This is a genomic window from Amycolatopsis sp. NPDC050768 (assembly GCF_040654155.1).
Lineage (GTDB): Bacteria > Actinomycetota > Actinomycetes > Mycobacteriales > Pseudonocardiaceae > Amycolatopsis.
The window spans coordinates 55558-69629 of record NZ_JBFAHL010000007.1 but is presented as its reverse complement, the minus strand read 5'-3'; the positions used below and the strand labels follow the sequence as shown (position 1 = coordinate 69629).

The following is a 14072-nucleotide window of genomic DNA, read 5'->3' as shown; positions in this document are numbered from 1 at the left end:
GCTCCCCAGCATGACCACCGCCACCGGCATCTTCGCCGAGCCGGCTCCGAAGTTCTCCACCGAGGGCCTGCACGCCGTGCTCGGCGAGCACTGGGCGCTCACCGACCCGGTACTCAAGCCGCTCGACAGCGAACGCGATCTCAACGTGCTCGTCGACGGCCGGTTCGTGCTCAAGATCTCCAACCCCGCCGAACAGGCTGACGTCGTGGACATGGAGACCCGCGCGCTGGAGCACGTGCACGCAGCCGACCCGGAGCTCCCGGTGCCGGAGACGGTCGCGACCACGGCGGGCGAACCCGTCGCGCGCCCGCTTGACGACGCCGGACGCGAATGCCTCGCGCGGCTGATCACGCTGCTTCCCGGGTCACCGCTCGAAGGCGGACCGCTGGAGCCCGACCTCGCCGCGCAGGTCGGCGCGGTGGCCGCGCGCGTTTCCGTGGCGCTGCAAGGGTTCTTCCACCCCTCGGCCGGGCGGACGCTGATGTGGGACATCCGGCGGATGCCGGAGGTCCTGGCGGCGGCGGGGATCGCGACCGGGCGGCTGGGCGAGCTCGCCCAGCGCGTCGCCCCCGCGCTGGCGGCCACCGCCACGCTCCCGTCGGGTGTGCAGCACGCCGACGTGACCCTCACCAACGTGCTGGCCTCGCGTGCGAGCGTGACCGGCGTGATCGACTTCGGCGACATGCACCACACGGCCGCCGTCGCCGACCTCGCCGTGACGCTGACCTCCGTGCTGCGCCTCAGCGGCGGCGACGCGGATCGCCTGTGGCGCCTCACCGACGCCGTGCTGCGCGGCTACCAGCGGCACCGCTCGCTGTCGCCGGCGGAGGTGGCGGTGCTGGGCGAGCTGGTGATCGCGCGCCTGCTCACGACACTCGCGGTCTCGGCGACCCGGCGCGGGCCGCACGCGGACAACCACCGCTACATCACGCAGTACGACACCAACAGCGAGCAGGCGCTGGAGCTGCTGTCGGCGTTGTCCGTGCAGGAGCTCGCCGACCGGCTGGCGCGGCTGGCGGGCACGCGGGACCTCACGGCGGCGATCTCGCCGGACAGCCTTCCGGCGCGCCGCGCGCAGGCCATGGGCGGCAAGCTCTCCCCGCTGTTCTACCGGCGGCCGCTGGAAATCGTGCGCGGCGAAGGGCCGTGGCTCTACGCCCGCGACGGCGCGCGGTACCTCGACGCGTACAACAACGTCGCGGTCATCGGCCACACGCACCCCGCCGTGACGCAGGCGGTGAACCTGCAGCTGGCGCAGCTCAACACGCATTCGCGCTACCTGCACGCGGGGATCGTCGAGCTCTCCGAGCGCATCCTCGCGACCATGCCGGCACCGCTCGACACGGTCCTGTTCACCACGTCCGGCACCGAGGCCAACGAGCTGGCGTGGCGCCTGGCCACGGAGTACACCGGCGCGGGCGCGGCCGTGATCGCGGAGCACGCCTACCACGGGGCGTCGAAGTGGATGGCGGACCTGAGCTCGAACGAGTGGCCCGCGGGCTACCGGCCCGCCCACGTCGCGACGTTCGAAGCACCGCGCGGCCCGGCTCCCGAGCTGACGGAAACCGTTGCGGCCGAACGGATCCGCCGGGCGGACGAGACCCTGCGCGCCGCCGGTGAGCGTCCGGCCCTCGTGCTCGCGGACTCGCAGTTCACCTCCGAAGGCATCCTCGACGTGCCCGGCGAGTTCGTGGCCGGCCTGGTCTCGGGCGCCCACACGGCGGGCGCGCTGTACCTCGCCGACGAGGTCCAGTCGGGCTACGGCCGCAGCGGCCCGCAGCTGTGGCGCTTCCTGCTCGCCGGCGTGACACCCGACCTCGTGACGCTGGGCAAGCCGATGGGCGCGGGCTACCCGATCGGCGCCGTCGTGACGCGGCGCGAGATCGCCGACGCGCTCGCCGGCAGCTACGAGTACTTCTCTACCTTCGCCGCCACTCCGGCGGCGGCCGCGGCCGGCCACGCGGTGCTCGACGTCCTCGGCCTCACCGACCTGCCCGCGCGCGCCGCCGCGACGGGCACGTTCCTGCGGGAGGGTCTGCGAGCGCTGGCCGCGGAGGAACCGCTGCTGGGCGAGGTCCGCGGCACCGGGCTGCTCGCGGGTGTCGACGTGCTCGGCTCGGGTGCCTCGACGTCTCGCGAAGTCACGCGCGCGCTCCTCTCGGAGCTGGTCGGGCAGGGCGTGCTCGCCGGGTCCACCGGCCCGCGCGGTGACGTGCTGAAGGTGCGGCCGCCGCTGGTGTGGGAGGACACGCACGTGAGCCAGTTCCTGGAGCGGCTGCGGCGTGCGCTGGCGGAACTCCGGGCCTGACAACTGAAACCGGCCGTGAGGTCCGCCGTCGGTGCGGCAGACCTCACGGCCGGGGGCCGAGGGATTACTTGCGAAGCTCGCCGCGCGCCGGCGGCAGCGTCGTCGGCCCGGAGTTGACGTTCGTGGCGTGGCCGACCGTGACGCCGGTGTCGTCGAAGGCCAGGTCGAGCCGGTCGACGAACGGTGACTCCAGGAAGTGCCACGTCAGGTGCAGCTCGTCGGCCGACCACCACTGCCCGGCGGCGAGGACGGCAGCCGTCGGGTCCTGGTAGGAGTGGTGCAGGCGCCACACGCTGACGCCGGTGTCCTGGCGCGTCCAGGTGCCCACGCCGTGGTCGATCGGGTGCCGGCCCAGCTCGTCCTCGACGACGACGTGCACCGAGCCGTCGCGGACCTCGACCGCCAGCGACACGAGACCCTGCTCGTTGGGCTCGAAGTCGTACGTCGCCGTGAACCCGGCCCTCTGGACCGCGGCGCCGACGGTTTCGGGCTCCTGCACGCGGTCCACCCACGCGGCCAGATCGTCTACTTCGGACTGTTCCCGAGCCGGGCTCTCGAACGCCGTGGTGAACGCGGACCGCAACATCCCCGGCAGGTCGTGGTAGCTGCCGTCGCCCATGGCGCCGGTGATCACGACCACGCCGTCGTGGCGGGGGAAGACCATGCATTCCTGGCCGAAAATGCCCGAAGCGCTGTAGATCCCGGCTTCGGTCGTCCAGAACTGGTAGCCGTACCCCTCGTCGGCGACGACGTCGGGCGCGGGCGGCACGAGCTCCTTGCCGTTCCACTCCCCGCTGATCGCGCGGCGCACGTGCAGCGCCGAAGCCTTCTGCACCCAGCCGGCCGGCAGCACGCGGGAACCGTCCCACACGCCGTCCTGCAGGTGCAGCACGCCGAACTTCAGCAGATCGCGCGGGCGCAGCGAAAGCCCGTTGCCGCCGCTGGAAACGCCCTCGGGGTCCCGTTCCCACGTGTAGTCCGTGATCCCCAGCGGGTCGAACAGCCGTGGCCGCAGGTACTCGTCGACCGGCTGACCCGAGACTTGCTGCACGATCGCCGACAGCACGTGGCTCGTGGTGCTGCTGTAGGTGAAGTTGCGCCCCGGCAGCTCGACCACGGGCTCCTCGAGGAACTCGTCGACCCAGCCCGTGCGCCGCAGCCGCGTGGTGGCGCCCGACAGCCCGCGCGCGTGACCCGTGCACATCGTCAGCAGGTCGCGCACGCGCATCCGGCCGAGGTTCTCGCTCGGCTCGCCGCCCAGCCGGTCGGCGAAGAAGCCGACGACGGGGTCGTCGAGGGAGAGCAGGCCCTCGGCCTCGGCGAAACCGACGGCCGCGGACGTGAAGCTCTTCGTGGCCGAGTGCACCTTGTGCCGCAGGCCCGGTTCGTGCGGCCACTGCCACAGGTCCAGCACGGTCCGCCCGTGGCGGTGCACGAGCAGGGAGTGCACACGCATCCCGCGCTCGGCCATCGTCTGCAGCAGGGTGTGGACCGGGCCCGGGTCCAGCGCCGGGTCGTGGAAGGCGTTGCTCATGCTCACCGTTCTCGTGCGGAACTTCTTGCCGGATTACAGGACCTGCGAAAGGAACGACTTCAGCCGCGGCGTCTGCGGGTCGGTCAGCAGCTGCCGGGCCGGCCCCTCCTCCGCGATCACGCCGCTGTCCACGAACAGCACGCGGTCGGCGACCTCGCGGGCGAAGTTCATCTCGTGCGTCACCACCATCATCGTCATCCCGGACGACGTCGCGAGGTCGCGCATCACGTCGAGCACGCCCTTCACCAGCTCGGGGTCGAGCGCCGAGGTCGCCTCGTCGAACAGCATGATGTCGGGCTCCATCGCGAGCGAGCGCGCGATCGCCACGCGCTGCTGCTGCCCGCCGGACAGGTGCGAGGGCCGTGCGGACGCCAGCGCCCGCAAGCCGACCTTGTCCAGCTGCTGCATCGCGCGTTCCCGCGCTTCCTCGCGCGACATCTTGCGCACCCGCCGCAGCGCGAGCGCGATGTTGTCCACCGCGCTCTTGTGCTGGAACAGGTTGAAGTGCTGGAACACCATGCCGGTGCGCGAGCGCACGGCGTTGAGGTCCACCTTCGGGTCGGTGATCGTCTGCCCGTGCAACCGGATCGTGCCCGACGTCGGCGGGGACAGCAGGTTCACGCACCGCAGCAGCGTCGACTTGCCCGACCCCGAGGCGCCGATGAGGCACACGGTCTCGCCGCGCGCGACCGTCGCCGACACGCCCTTGAGCACCTCGACGAGGCCGAAGGATTTGCAGATGTCGACCAGCTCGATCGCGGGGACGTCGGCCTTCGCCTCGTCCTGCGCCTGCGGAGAAGTCGTTACCTGGTTCACGTTCACGCTCCCGCTTCGAATCCGGTGGCACCGACGGGGACCAGCGGCTGCGGCGTCGCGGCCGGGCCGCCGCCACCGCCGCTCGCCGGACGGCGGCCTTCGCGGAGCCGCTTGTCGAACCAGTTCACCAGGTGCGTCAGCGGCACCGTGAACACGATGTAGACCAGGCCCGCGGCCACGAACGACGACGAGTTGTACGAAATGGACTGCGCCTGCTGCGCGATGAAGTACAGCTCGCGCTCACCGACGGCCAGGCCGAGCAGGTACACCAGCGAACTCTCCTTCACGGCCACGATGAACTGGTTCGCCAGCGCCGGCAGCACGTTGCGGATGCCCTGGGGCACCACGACGAGCAGCTGCGTGCTCAGGTGGCTCATCCCGAGGCTGCGGCCGGCCTCGGCCTGGCCGGGCGGCACGCTCTGGATGCCCGAGCGGAAGATCTCCGCGATGTAGGCCGCGTTGATCAGGCCCACCGCGAGGATCGCGTAGCCCATCGGCGACTGGCCGAACAAGCGCACGCCCGCCGACGGCAGCCCGATGCCGATGAGGCTCACCGTGACGATGGCGGGCAGGCCGCGGAACACGTCGACGTAGACGCGGGCCGGCATTCGCAGCCACCAGCGCGTGGAGATGAGCAGCATCGCCAGCAGCAGGCCCACCACCAGCCCGAGGACCAGCGCGAGCGACGCGATGATCAGCGTGTTGCGCAGGCCCTCCCCGAGCAGCGAGGGCAGCACGGCGAGGATCTGGTGGATATCGAAAAAGGAATGCAGGAAATCGCCCATGGGACCAGGTGTCCTTACCTCGGTTCGGCCGCGGACCGCTGGAGTGCGCGCGGACCCGGGCTCAGCGGGGTCGGCGACGGTACCGGCCGGCAGTTCGTCTTATAGACTATAACTGTGACGTGGCGCTCACGGTAGCAGATTCGACAAGATAGTCAACGACTGAAGTGCTCACTTCACACGGCTCGCGAGCAGGCCGGCGAAGAAGTCCTGGACCACGGGGATCACCAAGCTGCCCTGGTGGGCCACCCCGGGCACCACATCGAACCGCACGGAGAGCCCGCTGCGCTCGAAGCTGTCACGCAGCGTCTCGATGCGCTCGATGCGCGTGCGGCCGGTCTTCTCCACGCCGTCCATCCAGTTCGGACCGCCGGCGTTGTTGATCTCCCACGTCTCCACGTCCGCGGAGCCGACCACCATCTGCACCGGCACGCGGCGCAGGGCCGCGAGGTCGAGCTCGATGCCGAACTTCTCGCGGAAACCCCCGGTGCCGAGCCACCACGGCAGCGAGTCATCGAGCTGCGTGATGCGGCCCGGCGCGCCGATCGAGATGCCGGCGAGGCGGTCGGGGTGGGCGTAGAAGAACCGGTGCGCGAACTGCCCGCCGCCGGAGAAACCGTGCAGGAAGAAGGTTTCGGTCTCGGTGTTGAACTCCTCGCCGACCTCGTCGACGATGTGCAGCAGCTCTTCGTCGAAGCGAATCCCGTCGTACTCCAGGAACTTGAAGCTGTGCAGCTCGCGCCGCTTGCCGATGCCGGCCGGGAACAGCGGCGTGAGGATCACGCACCCGTTGCGGGTCGCGAAGTCCGCCCACTGGTTGCGGTAGCGCTCGGCCGAGCGGCCCGTGCCGTGCTGCACCACGACCAGCGGCAACGGGGCGGCATCGGGTGTGTGGTCCTCCGGCACGAACAGCCCGTAGGACAGGCGCTGGTCGTGGCCGGAAGCGAAGAACGGGGTCGCGCCGACGAAGTGGGCTCCCTGCGAGTCGGGTTCGGTGGTGGTCATGGCAGCCGGGGGCTCCTCAGAGTTCGGGGACGGGTCAGAGTTCGGGGACGGGTCAGAGTTCGGGGACGGGTCAGAGTTCGGGGACGGGCACAAGCGGTGCACTACGCACGCAGACGATATAGGCTATAGGTTCATTCGAGGACCTGAAGACACCGTTTGACACTGTGTGATGCGACAACTCCGGGCGAGCGGACCCACGAGGCCGCCTCAACCGGCACGACAGGATGCAGGCCGCAGGCCACAGCCTGCCCACCGAGCGGGAGGGAGACCGATATCCTTGCGGTCCCCCTTTGTCCGCCCAGAGAGATTGTCAGGCCGATGACCCACCCCCGCCCAGCCCTCACGAAGAACGCGTACGTCTACGAGGAGCTGCGCCGGCGCATCTTGGCCGGCGAGCTGATCCAGGGCCAGTCCATCTCCCAGGAGCAGCTCGCGGCCGAGCTCGGCGTGAGCACCACTCCCCTGCGCGAGGCGCTGCGGCGGCTCGACGCCGAAGGGCTCGTGACGATCGACGCGCACCGCGACGCGCGGGTGAGCCGGCTCAACGCCGAGGAGGCCCGCAGCCTCTTCGAGGTCCGCGAACGCCTCGACCCGCTGGCCACCAAGCTCGCCGCCACGCGCCGGACCGAGGCCGACATCGCGGCGATCGAGTCGGCGCTCAAGGACCTCGAGCCACTGAGCACGTCCACCGGCTTCGACTCGCTGCTCGTGCACCGCGCGTTCCACCGCAGCGTCTACACGGCCTCGCACAACCCGCTGCTGATGACGCTGCTGGACGGGCTCTGGGACAAGGCCGACCGTTACCGGCTGATCGGCCTGCAGTCCAAACCGGACTCCCCGCAGGACCAGGAACGCGTGCGGCGCGAGCACATCGAGATCGCCCGAGCCGTGATCTCGGGTGACGCCCGCACGGCCGAGCGGACCATGAAGAAGCATGTGCTCGGCAGCCTCGGCCGCCGGGCGATCGCCGCGCTGGAGGCCTGAGCACGCTCACAGGAGCGCCAGCGGGTTGGCCGGCGAACCCGTCCCGCCCTCGACCACGAGCGGCGCCACTACGAAGAGGAACTCGTGACGACCTTCCTCGGCACACGCGGCGGCCAGTGGTTCGAGCGCGCAGTTGTCCACCACGGCCAGCCCGTAGGCGAAGATCGCGCCGTGCACGGTCCACGGCACTCCCCCGTCGTTCGGGGTCCGGTCGAGCATGTCCCACGCCAGGGCGGCGCAGTCGTGGTCGCGCAGGAACGTCAGGCAGGAGGCGTGCAGGCCCGGCCGGCTCTCCTCGGTGCCCCAAGGCGGGTTCTCGCGGTCCCACGCGTCGCGTCCGCAGTGGACGACCACCGCGTCGCCGGGGCCGACGGAGACGCCTTGCGCCTCGGCGATCTCCTCCAGCTCGTCGCCGTGCACCGGGCGGTCGAGAGTCACATACGGCTCGCCTCGGAAGGCCGCCACGTCGAGCAGGACCCCGCGAGTGACGATGCCCTCGCGCCAGTGGTCCACCGAACCCCAGCGGCTGCCGCGCGAGGTGAGCTCGACGTCGGGGTCGCGGCCCTGCCACAAACCGCGCTCGTCCCAGACGTGGCAGAGCGCGTCGACGTGGGTGGAGGCGACACCGTGGTACTCGATGCCGTAGTAGTCGCCCGAGATCCCGCCGGTGCCGCGGGGCGTTTTGGTCGTGTAGTGCGAGGCCGGCCGCGGGTTGTCCACGTGCGGGCGGGTCGGGAACGGCCGGCTGAGCGACACCGAGCGGCCCGTGCGCACGAGTTGCGCGGCTTCGGCCCGCTTGGCGGCGGTGATCAGGTTGACGGCGCCGACCTGGTCGTGGGCGCCCCAGCGGCCCCAGTTGCTGCGGCCGTGGAGCTGCTCCTCGACCTCGGCGCGGGTCCAGTCACGCGCCACCGCTCCACCTCTTCCGGCTCGCCTCCGAGTTTTGGTATTTTCTAAGCTACAAGTACCAGATTGTCAACCGCGTGAAAGGCGGCGACGAGTGAAGACGATCGTCCTGTTCGGCGACAGCATGCTGGGCCGGTTCACCAAGCCCCGCATCGACCAGCTCGAGGCCGAGGCGGGCGACGTGCTCGTCTTCAACTGCGCCGCGGGCGGCTGGAAGAGCGACGACGGGGCGCGCCGCGCGGCCACGATCGCCAAGACCGAGCCCGACGTGGTGGTGTTGTCCTTCGGCGCCAACGACTGCGCGCCCGACCGGCTCGTGGAGCTCGATGCGTACGCCGAGAACATGCGCACGATCGCCGCCGCCTTCGCCCCGGCCACGCTGATCGGGTTCCTGCCGCCCTCGATCGAGGAGATCGACGGCGTCGGCAAGCGCGGGCGTACGAACGCCGTGCTCGACACCTACCGGCAGGTGCTGCGGGAGGTCGTCTCGGCCGCGAACTCGGTGGACACCGACGCCGCGGTGGCACCGCTCGTCGCCGCCGGAGCGCCGGTCCACGAGGACGGTCTGCACCTCACCGGAGACGCGTACCGACTCGTGATCTCGGCACTCGCCGAGCGGATCTCGGCCGTCGGCACCGCCTCCGACCTGCACTGATCTTCCCAGAGACGCCGTACTGAAGCCGTGACTACAGGTCGTTGACGTTCTGAAGTTCTATAGCCTATAGTTCCGCTCCATCGTCAGCGCTCCCCGCTTTCTCTCCCCCACCTCTCGGTCTGGCGAAGGAGACCCATGAACCGACTTCCCCTGCGGCGCGCGCTCGGTGCGCTCGGCCTCGCCGCACTCACCGCCGCCTCCGTCACCGCTTGCGGCGGCGGCGACTCCGCGGCCGGCGACGACTTCGGTCTCGCCCAGCCCGGCACCATCACGGCGGCGGTCACGGCGGGCGACTACCCGTTCGTCTCCCCCGACGCCAGCGGCAAGCCGGTCGGCCTGCTCGTGGACCTGAACAACCTCATCGCCGACCGGATGCACCTCAAGATCGTCTACAAGACGACCACCGTCCAAGCCGGACTCCCCGGTCTCACCAGCGGTCAGTACGACCTGATGTCGGTGGGCCTGGTGGCGAGCGACGAACGCAAGAAGAGCGTGGCCTTCACGAAGGCCATCTTCTGGGGCCAGAACGTGGTCGTGGTCCCGGCGAGCTCGACCGCGAAGTCCATTCCGGACCTGGCCGGCAAGCGCGTGGGCGCCGGCGCGAACAGCACGCAGGAAGACTTCGCGAAAAAGAAGATGACCGCGTCGCAGCTCGTGTCCGAGGCCACCGACGGCGCGGGTGTGAACCAGCTGCTCGCGGGCAACCTCGACGCGATGGTGCTCGGCTCGACGCACGTCGGGCAGATCTTCACCGAGCACCCCGGCAAGCTCAAGGTCGCGCTGACCTCACCGCAGGACCAGCCGGGCGCCGAGGCGGTCAACAAGAAGCTGACCAAGTTCCTCGACGCCTACAACACCGAGCTCAGTGCGCTCGCGAACGACGGCACGTTCCTCAAGCTGTACCAGAAGTATTTCCCGAACCTGCCGTACCCGACGCAGATGTACCAGTTCTGGCCGTCGATCCAGCAGCAGATCGAGAAGCAGGGCAAGCCGACCCCGTAGCCCGACGGGGCTCGGTGCCCCGCCGCGCCTTCCCGTGGCGCGCAGTGGGGAGACAAGGGGTTTCCTGCCCACGCCGGGCAGGAAACCCCTTGTCGTTTCCGGTGTTCGGCTCACCCGCTCAGCAGGTGACGGACACCTTGGCCCCGGCCTTGAACGACACGTGCACGTGGTCGAAGTGGTTCGCGGTGGGGCTGCCGCGGTCCTCCATCGGGTCCCAGCCGCTGCCGGTGTTGATGCGCTGGCGCCAGATCACGTACGTCACGCCGAACTCGCCCTGGTGAGCCAGCACGTATGCGGCGAGCGCGTTGCCGGTCGCGGTGTCGACCATGAAGTCGAGCGCGAGACCGGCTGGGTGGTCGCTCGTACCCGCCCGGCCGGCGCGGCCGCCGACGGAGCCGACCTTGAACTTCGTGAGGATGTGGTTGCCCACTTGGGCCGCGTTGGGTTGCGCACCGGCCAAAGTGGACGAACACGCCTTACCGGCGGACAAGGTCTGCTTCGCCGCGGGCGGGGGGTTCGGCTTGACCTTCGCGACCGGCTTCGTCGTCGTCGGCTTCGGGGACGCGACCGACATGCGGGGACTCGACGTGCTCGGGGTCGTACTGGGGGTCGTCTGGGTCGGGCTGCTCGGCGTCGTGCTGCTCGGCGTGGGGGCGCCGGACAGCGAAGCGCTCGAAGCGGGCTGCGGGGCGCTGAGGGCGAGGCGGTCGGCGGCCGAGACCTGCCCACCGCCCGGGATAGCGCCCGTCAGCCACACGAGGGCCACCAGTCCGAGTGCGGCGAACACGCCGACCCCGACTGGCAGCCGCCACGACAGCGACCGGTAGCGATGTCTTCCGGACATCCTGGTGCACCATTTTCTTCGCTCGGGGAACGCGCGCCGCGAATTCGGGGGATACGGCGCACGCAAAGCGGCCTCGACATTACGAATCGGACACGGCGATGTCACTGCCGAGTGATTGTCCGCACAGATCAACACCGATCGATGCAGGTCAGCAGTGATGTTGACTTTCCGGCTACCCGCCATTGACACGGCCTGTTCAACCATTCCGCGCAGCCATGGTCACGGTGCGCGAGGCCGTGGTCGCGCATTCCGTCGACGCGTTTTCCATGATCACCGCTGCGCGACCGAGCAGGGCCGAAGAGGCTTCGGAACCGATACCGAAGGGTGGACCCGGTTGACGAACCGCCGTTTTGGATCCAAACTCTCGGGGATTCCGACCCGACCCGTGGAGGCGGCATGACGTTCTCGTTCCTCAGTCACCTGGAGTGTTCCCGGACCGGAGATCGGTACGAGGCGGACCAGGTGGCCGGCACGTCGGCCGCGGGCGCCCCGCTGCTCGCCCGGTACGACCTGGAACGGGTGCGGGAAACGGTGACGCGCGAGGACATCGCGGGCCGCGAGCCCAGCCTCTGGCGCTACCACGAGGTGCTGCCGGTGCGTTCGCGCGACAACATCGTGAGCCTGGGCGAAGGCCTGACTCCCCTGCTGCCGCTGCCGAACCAGGGCAAGCAGTCCGGCGTGCCGAAGCTGCTCATGAAGGACGAGGGCCTCGTGCCCACCGGGTCGTTCAAGGCCCGCGGCGCCGCGGTGGGCGTGTCCCGCGCGGCCGAGCTCGGCGTGCGCGGCGTCGCGATGCCGACCAACGGCAACGCCGGTGCGGCCTGGGCGCTCTACGCGGCCCGCGCCGGGATGGACAGTCTCATCGCGATGCCCGACGACGCCCCCACCATCACCATGAAGGAGTGCCTGGCCGCCGGCGCCGAGCTGTACCGGGTGGACGGCCTGATCGGCGACGCGGGCAAGCTCGTCGGCGCCGCCGTGGCCGAACGCCAGGGCTACCAGGACGTGTCGACCCTCAAGGAGCCCTACCGGCTCGAGGGCAAGAAGACGATGGGCTACGAGATCGTCGAGCAGCTCGGGTGGCGCGTGCCCGACGTGATCCTCTACCCGACCGGTGGCGGCGTCGGCATCATCGGCATCTACAAGGCGCTGCTGGAAATGCGGGAGCTGGGCTGGATCTCCGGCGACCTGCCGCGCCTGGTCGCCGTGCAGGCCACCGGCTGCGCGCCGATCGTCGAGGCGTTCAAGTCCGGTGCCACCGAAAGCACCGCGTTCCCCGACGCGCACACCGTCGCCTTCGGCATCACCGTGCCGAAGGCGCTGGGCGACTTCCTCGTGCTGGACGCCGTCCGGGCCACCGAAGGCACCGCGATCGCGGTGACCGACGACGAACTGCTGGCCGCGCAACGGCGGCTGGCCGCGCTCGAGGGCGCGTTCGTCTGCCCCGAGGGCGCAGCCTGCTTCGCGGCGCTGGACCAGCTGCGCGAATCGGGCTGGGTGAGCGAGGACGACGAGGTCGTGGTCCTCAACACCGGCGCCGGCATCAAGTACCCCGAGACCGTGGAGGTCGACGCGCCGCTGCTGGCGAAGACCGACGCGATCCCGCCGCGGGGTGCGTTGCGGGCGCGTTAACTCTGCTCGCAGGCCTTCGCGGCACCGATTGGATCTGATCTGATGTCCCCACCTCAGCAGCCGATCTGACAGGACCGAGCCCATGAACCAACGACGTTTCCGTGCGGCGCTCCTCCTGGCCACTGCCCTCGCTCTCGGCGCCGCCTCGTGCGGCATCCAGCCGGCGAGCGAGGGCCGTGGCCCCGGCACGATCACGATCGACACCGCCAACTATCCGTCCACACTGGACCCCGGCAAGCAGTACGACACCGACACGTACTCGGTGTACCGCAACATCTTCGACCAGTTGCTGCGCCGGAATCCGAAGACGAACACGGTCGTGCCCTGGCTCGCCACGAAGTGGCAGCAGACCGATCCGCTCACCTGGCGCTTCACCATGCGCCCCGGCGTGACCTTCAGCGACGGCAGCCCGCTCACCGCCGAAGACGCGGCGTACTCCATCAGCCGGATCCTGGACAAGAAGTTCGGCAGCCAGCAGTACGCGAACTTCTCCGTCATCGACAAGGCCACGGCCGACGGCGGCGATCTCGTGGTGCACACTTCGGTCCCGTCCCCCACCCTGCTGAGCTACCTGACCACGCTCTCGGTGGTGCCGAAGGCCTACGTGCAGCGCGTCGGGGACAAGCAGTTCGCCGTGAAGCCGATCGGGTCCGGCCCGTTCGTGCTCCAGTCGGCGACGGCGGGGTCCGAGGTCGTGCTCACCGCCAACCCGAAGTGGTGGGGCCCGCCCACGCAGATCCGCACGGCCGTGTTCCGCGCGGTGCCCAACGTGGCCAGCCGCGTGGCCGACCTGCAGTCGCGCAAGGTCGACCTCGCGACCACGCTCACGCCGGACGCCGCGGACCAGATCCGCCGCGACCCGACGCTGGCGATCCTGTCCACGCCCACCGAGCGAGTGGCCTACCTCGCGTACAACACGATCAAGGGCGGCGCCACCGACGATCCCCGCGTGCGCAAGGCCATCGCCGAGGCGATCGACTACGACGCGCTGATCAAGAACCTCCAGCGCGGTTACGCCAAGCCGATCAACTCCATGGCCACGCCGCTGGCGTTCGGCTACGACAAGTCGCTGCCGGACAACCACCACGATCCCGAGGACGCCAAACGCCTGCTGCAGGAAGCGCACGCGGTCGGCGCGAAGCTGGTGATGGCGACCTCGCCGTCGTTCGACCCGCAGGTGGTGCAGGCGATCCAGGGCGACCTCGCCGCCGTGGGGCTGCAGGTGGAGATCCAGAACAGCGACCAGGCGACGTACCTGAAGAAGGTGCAGGACCCGTCGCACGAGTGGGGCTCGATCCGCTTCGGCAAGTGGTCGTGCTCGTGCCTCGACTCCGACGGCGTGATCTACCCGCTGTTCCACACCGGCGAGATCTGGAGCTCCTACAGCAACCCCGACTTCGACAAGATCGTGGAGCAGGCGCGCGAGACGATCGACCCCGCGCAGCGGACCAAGCTGTACTCGCAGGCGTTCGAACTGCTCAACCGCGACCTGCCGGGCATCGGCCTGTTCCAGGCGTACGCGGTGTACGGCGCGAACTCGCGTCTGCAGTGGACACCCGACGCGTCGGAAAGCCTGTTCCTCGACCAGATGAAGGTGAGCTGAC

12 protein-coding genes are annotated in these 14072 nt (G+C 70.0%); 6 read left to right on the top strand and 6 right to left on the bottom strand.

The window, feature by feature from the left end; all coding sequences use genetic code 11:
• The first annotated feature begins 10 nt into the window (after positions 1–10).
• Positions 11–2308: an aminotransferase class III-fold pyridoxal phosphate-dependent enzyme gene (locus tag AB0H62_RS21425; protein ID WP_360587657.1), complete on the top strand. Its 2298-nt coding sequence runs from the start codon at positions 11–13 to the stop codon at positions 2306–2308.
• A 64-nt stretch (positions 2309–2372) separates the two neighbouring features.
• Here AB0H62_RS21425 and AB0H62_RS21420 read toward each other — a convergent pair whose 3' ends face one another.
• The 4 genes from AB0H62_RS21420 to AB0H62_RS21405 form a co-directional block, all read right to left on the bottom strand.
• Positions 2373–3842 (bottom strand): serine hydrolase, encoded by a 1470-nt coding sequence (locus AB0H62_RS21420; RefSeq protein WP_360587655.1) that lies wholly within the window; start codon positions 3840–3842, stop codon positions 2373–2375.
• Positions 3843–3875: 33 nt separating this feature from the next.
• On the bottom strand, positions 3876–4658 hold the full coding sequence (locus tag AB0H62_RS21415) for an amino acid ABC transporter ATP-binding protein (protein WP_304504295.1): 783 nt from the start codon (positions 4656–4658) through the stop codon (positions 3876–3878).
• A 2-nt stretch (positions 4659–4660) separates the two neighbouring features.
• Positions 4661–5443 carry an amino acid ABC transporter permease gene (locus AB0H62_RS21410; protein WP_220239279.1) on the bottom strand — a complete coding sequence of 261 codons (783 nt, stop codon included), beginning with the start codon at positions 5441–5443 and terminating at the stop codon, positions 4661–4663.
• A 168-nt stretch (positions 5444–5611) separates the two neighbouring features.
• Positions 5612–6445: an alpha/beta hydrolase gene (locus AB0H62_RS21405; protein WP_220239278.1), complete on the bottom strand. Its 834-nt coding sequence runs from the start codon at positions 6443–6445 to the stop codon at positions 5612–5614.
• A gap of 318 nt (positions 6446–6763) precedes the next feature.
• Between AB0H62_RS21405 and AB0H62_RS21400 the strand changes: the two genes are divergently transcribed.
• Positions 6764–7429 carry a GntR family transcriptional regulator gene (locus AB0H62_RS21400; RefSeq protein ID WP_220239277.1) on the top strand — a complete coding sequence of 222 codons (666 nt, stop codon included), beginning with the start codon at positions 6764–6766 and terminating at the stop codon, positions 7427–7429.
• A 6-nt stretch (positions 7430–7435) separates the two neighbouring features.
• On the opposite strand, the gene AB0H62_RS21395 is transcribed toward AB0H62_RS21400, so the two are convergent.
• On the bottom strand, positions 7436–8341 hold the full coding sequence (locus tag AB0H62_RS21395; protein WP_220239276.1) for a cyclase family protein: 906 nt from the start codon (positions 8339–8341) through the stop codon (positions 7436–7438).
• Between the two features lie 88 nt (positions 8342–8429).
• Here AB0H62_RS21395 and AB0H62_RS21390 point away from each other — a divergent pair, with 88 nt between their 5' ends.
• Together AB0H62_RS21390 and AB0H62_RS21385 are read left to right on the top strand one after the other, a co-directional pair.
• The gene (locus AB0H62_RS21390; protein WP_220239275.1) at positions 8430–8990 is read left to right on the top strand and encodes a GDSL-type esterase/lipase family protein; all 561 of its coding nucleotides are present in this window, start codon (positions 8430–8432) and stop codon (positions 8988–8990) included.
• Positions 8991–9125: 135 nt separating this feature from the next.
• Positions 9126–9992 (top strand): ABC transporter substrate-binding protein, encoded by an 867-nt coding sequence (locus AB0H62_RS21385; RefSeq protein ID WP_360587651.1) that lies wholly within the window; start codon positions 9126–9128, stop codon positions 9990–9992.
• Between the two features lie 118 nt (positions 9993–10110).
• Here the strand turns inward: AB0H62_RS21385 and AB0H62_RS21380 are convergent, their stop codons facing one another.
• On the bottom strand, positions 10111–10836 hold the full coding sequence (locus tag AB0H62_RS21380; RefSeq protein WP_220239273.1) for a hypothetical protein: 726 nt from the start codon (positions 10834–10836) through the stop codon (positions 10111–10113).
• A 396-nt stretch (positions 10837–11232) separates the two neighbouring features.
• On the opposite strand from AB0H62_RS21380, the gene AB0H62_RS21375 reads away from it, so the two are divergent.
• The gene (locus tag AB0H62_RS21375; protein WP_360587649.1) at positions 11233–12468 is read left to right on the top strand and encodes a threonine synthase; all 1236 of its coding nucleotides are present in this window, start codon (positions 11233–11235) and stop codon (positions 12466–12468) included.
• Between the two features lie 82 nt (positions 12469–12550).
• On the top strand, positions 12551–14071 hold the full coding sequence (locus AB0H62_RS21370) for an ABC transporter substrate-binding protein (protein ID WP_360587648.1): 1521 nt from the start codon (positions 12551–12553) through the stop codon (positions 14069–14071).
• Position 14072 lies beyond the last annotated feature (1 nt).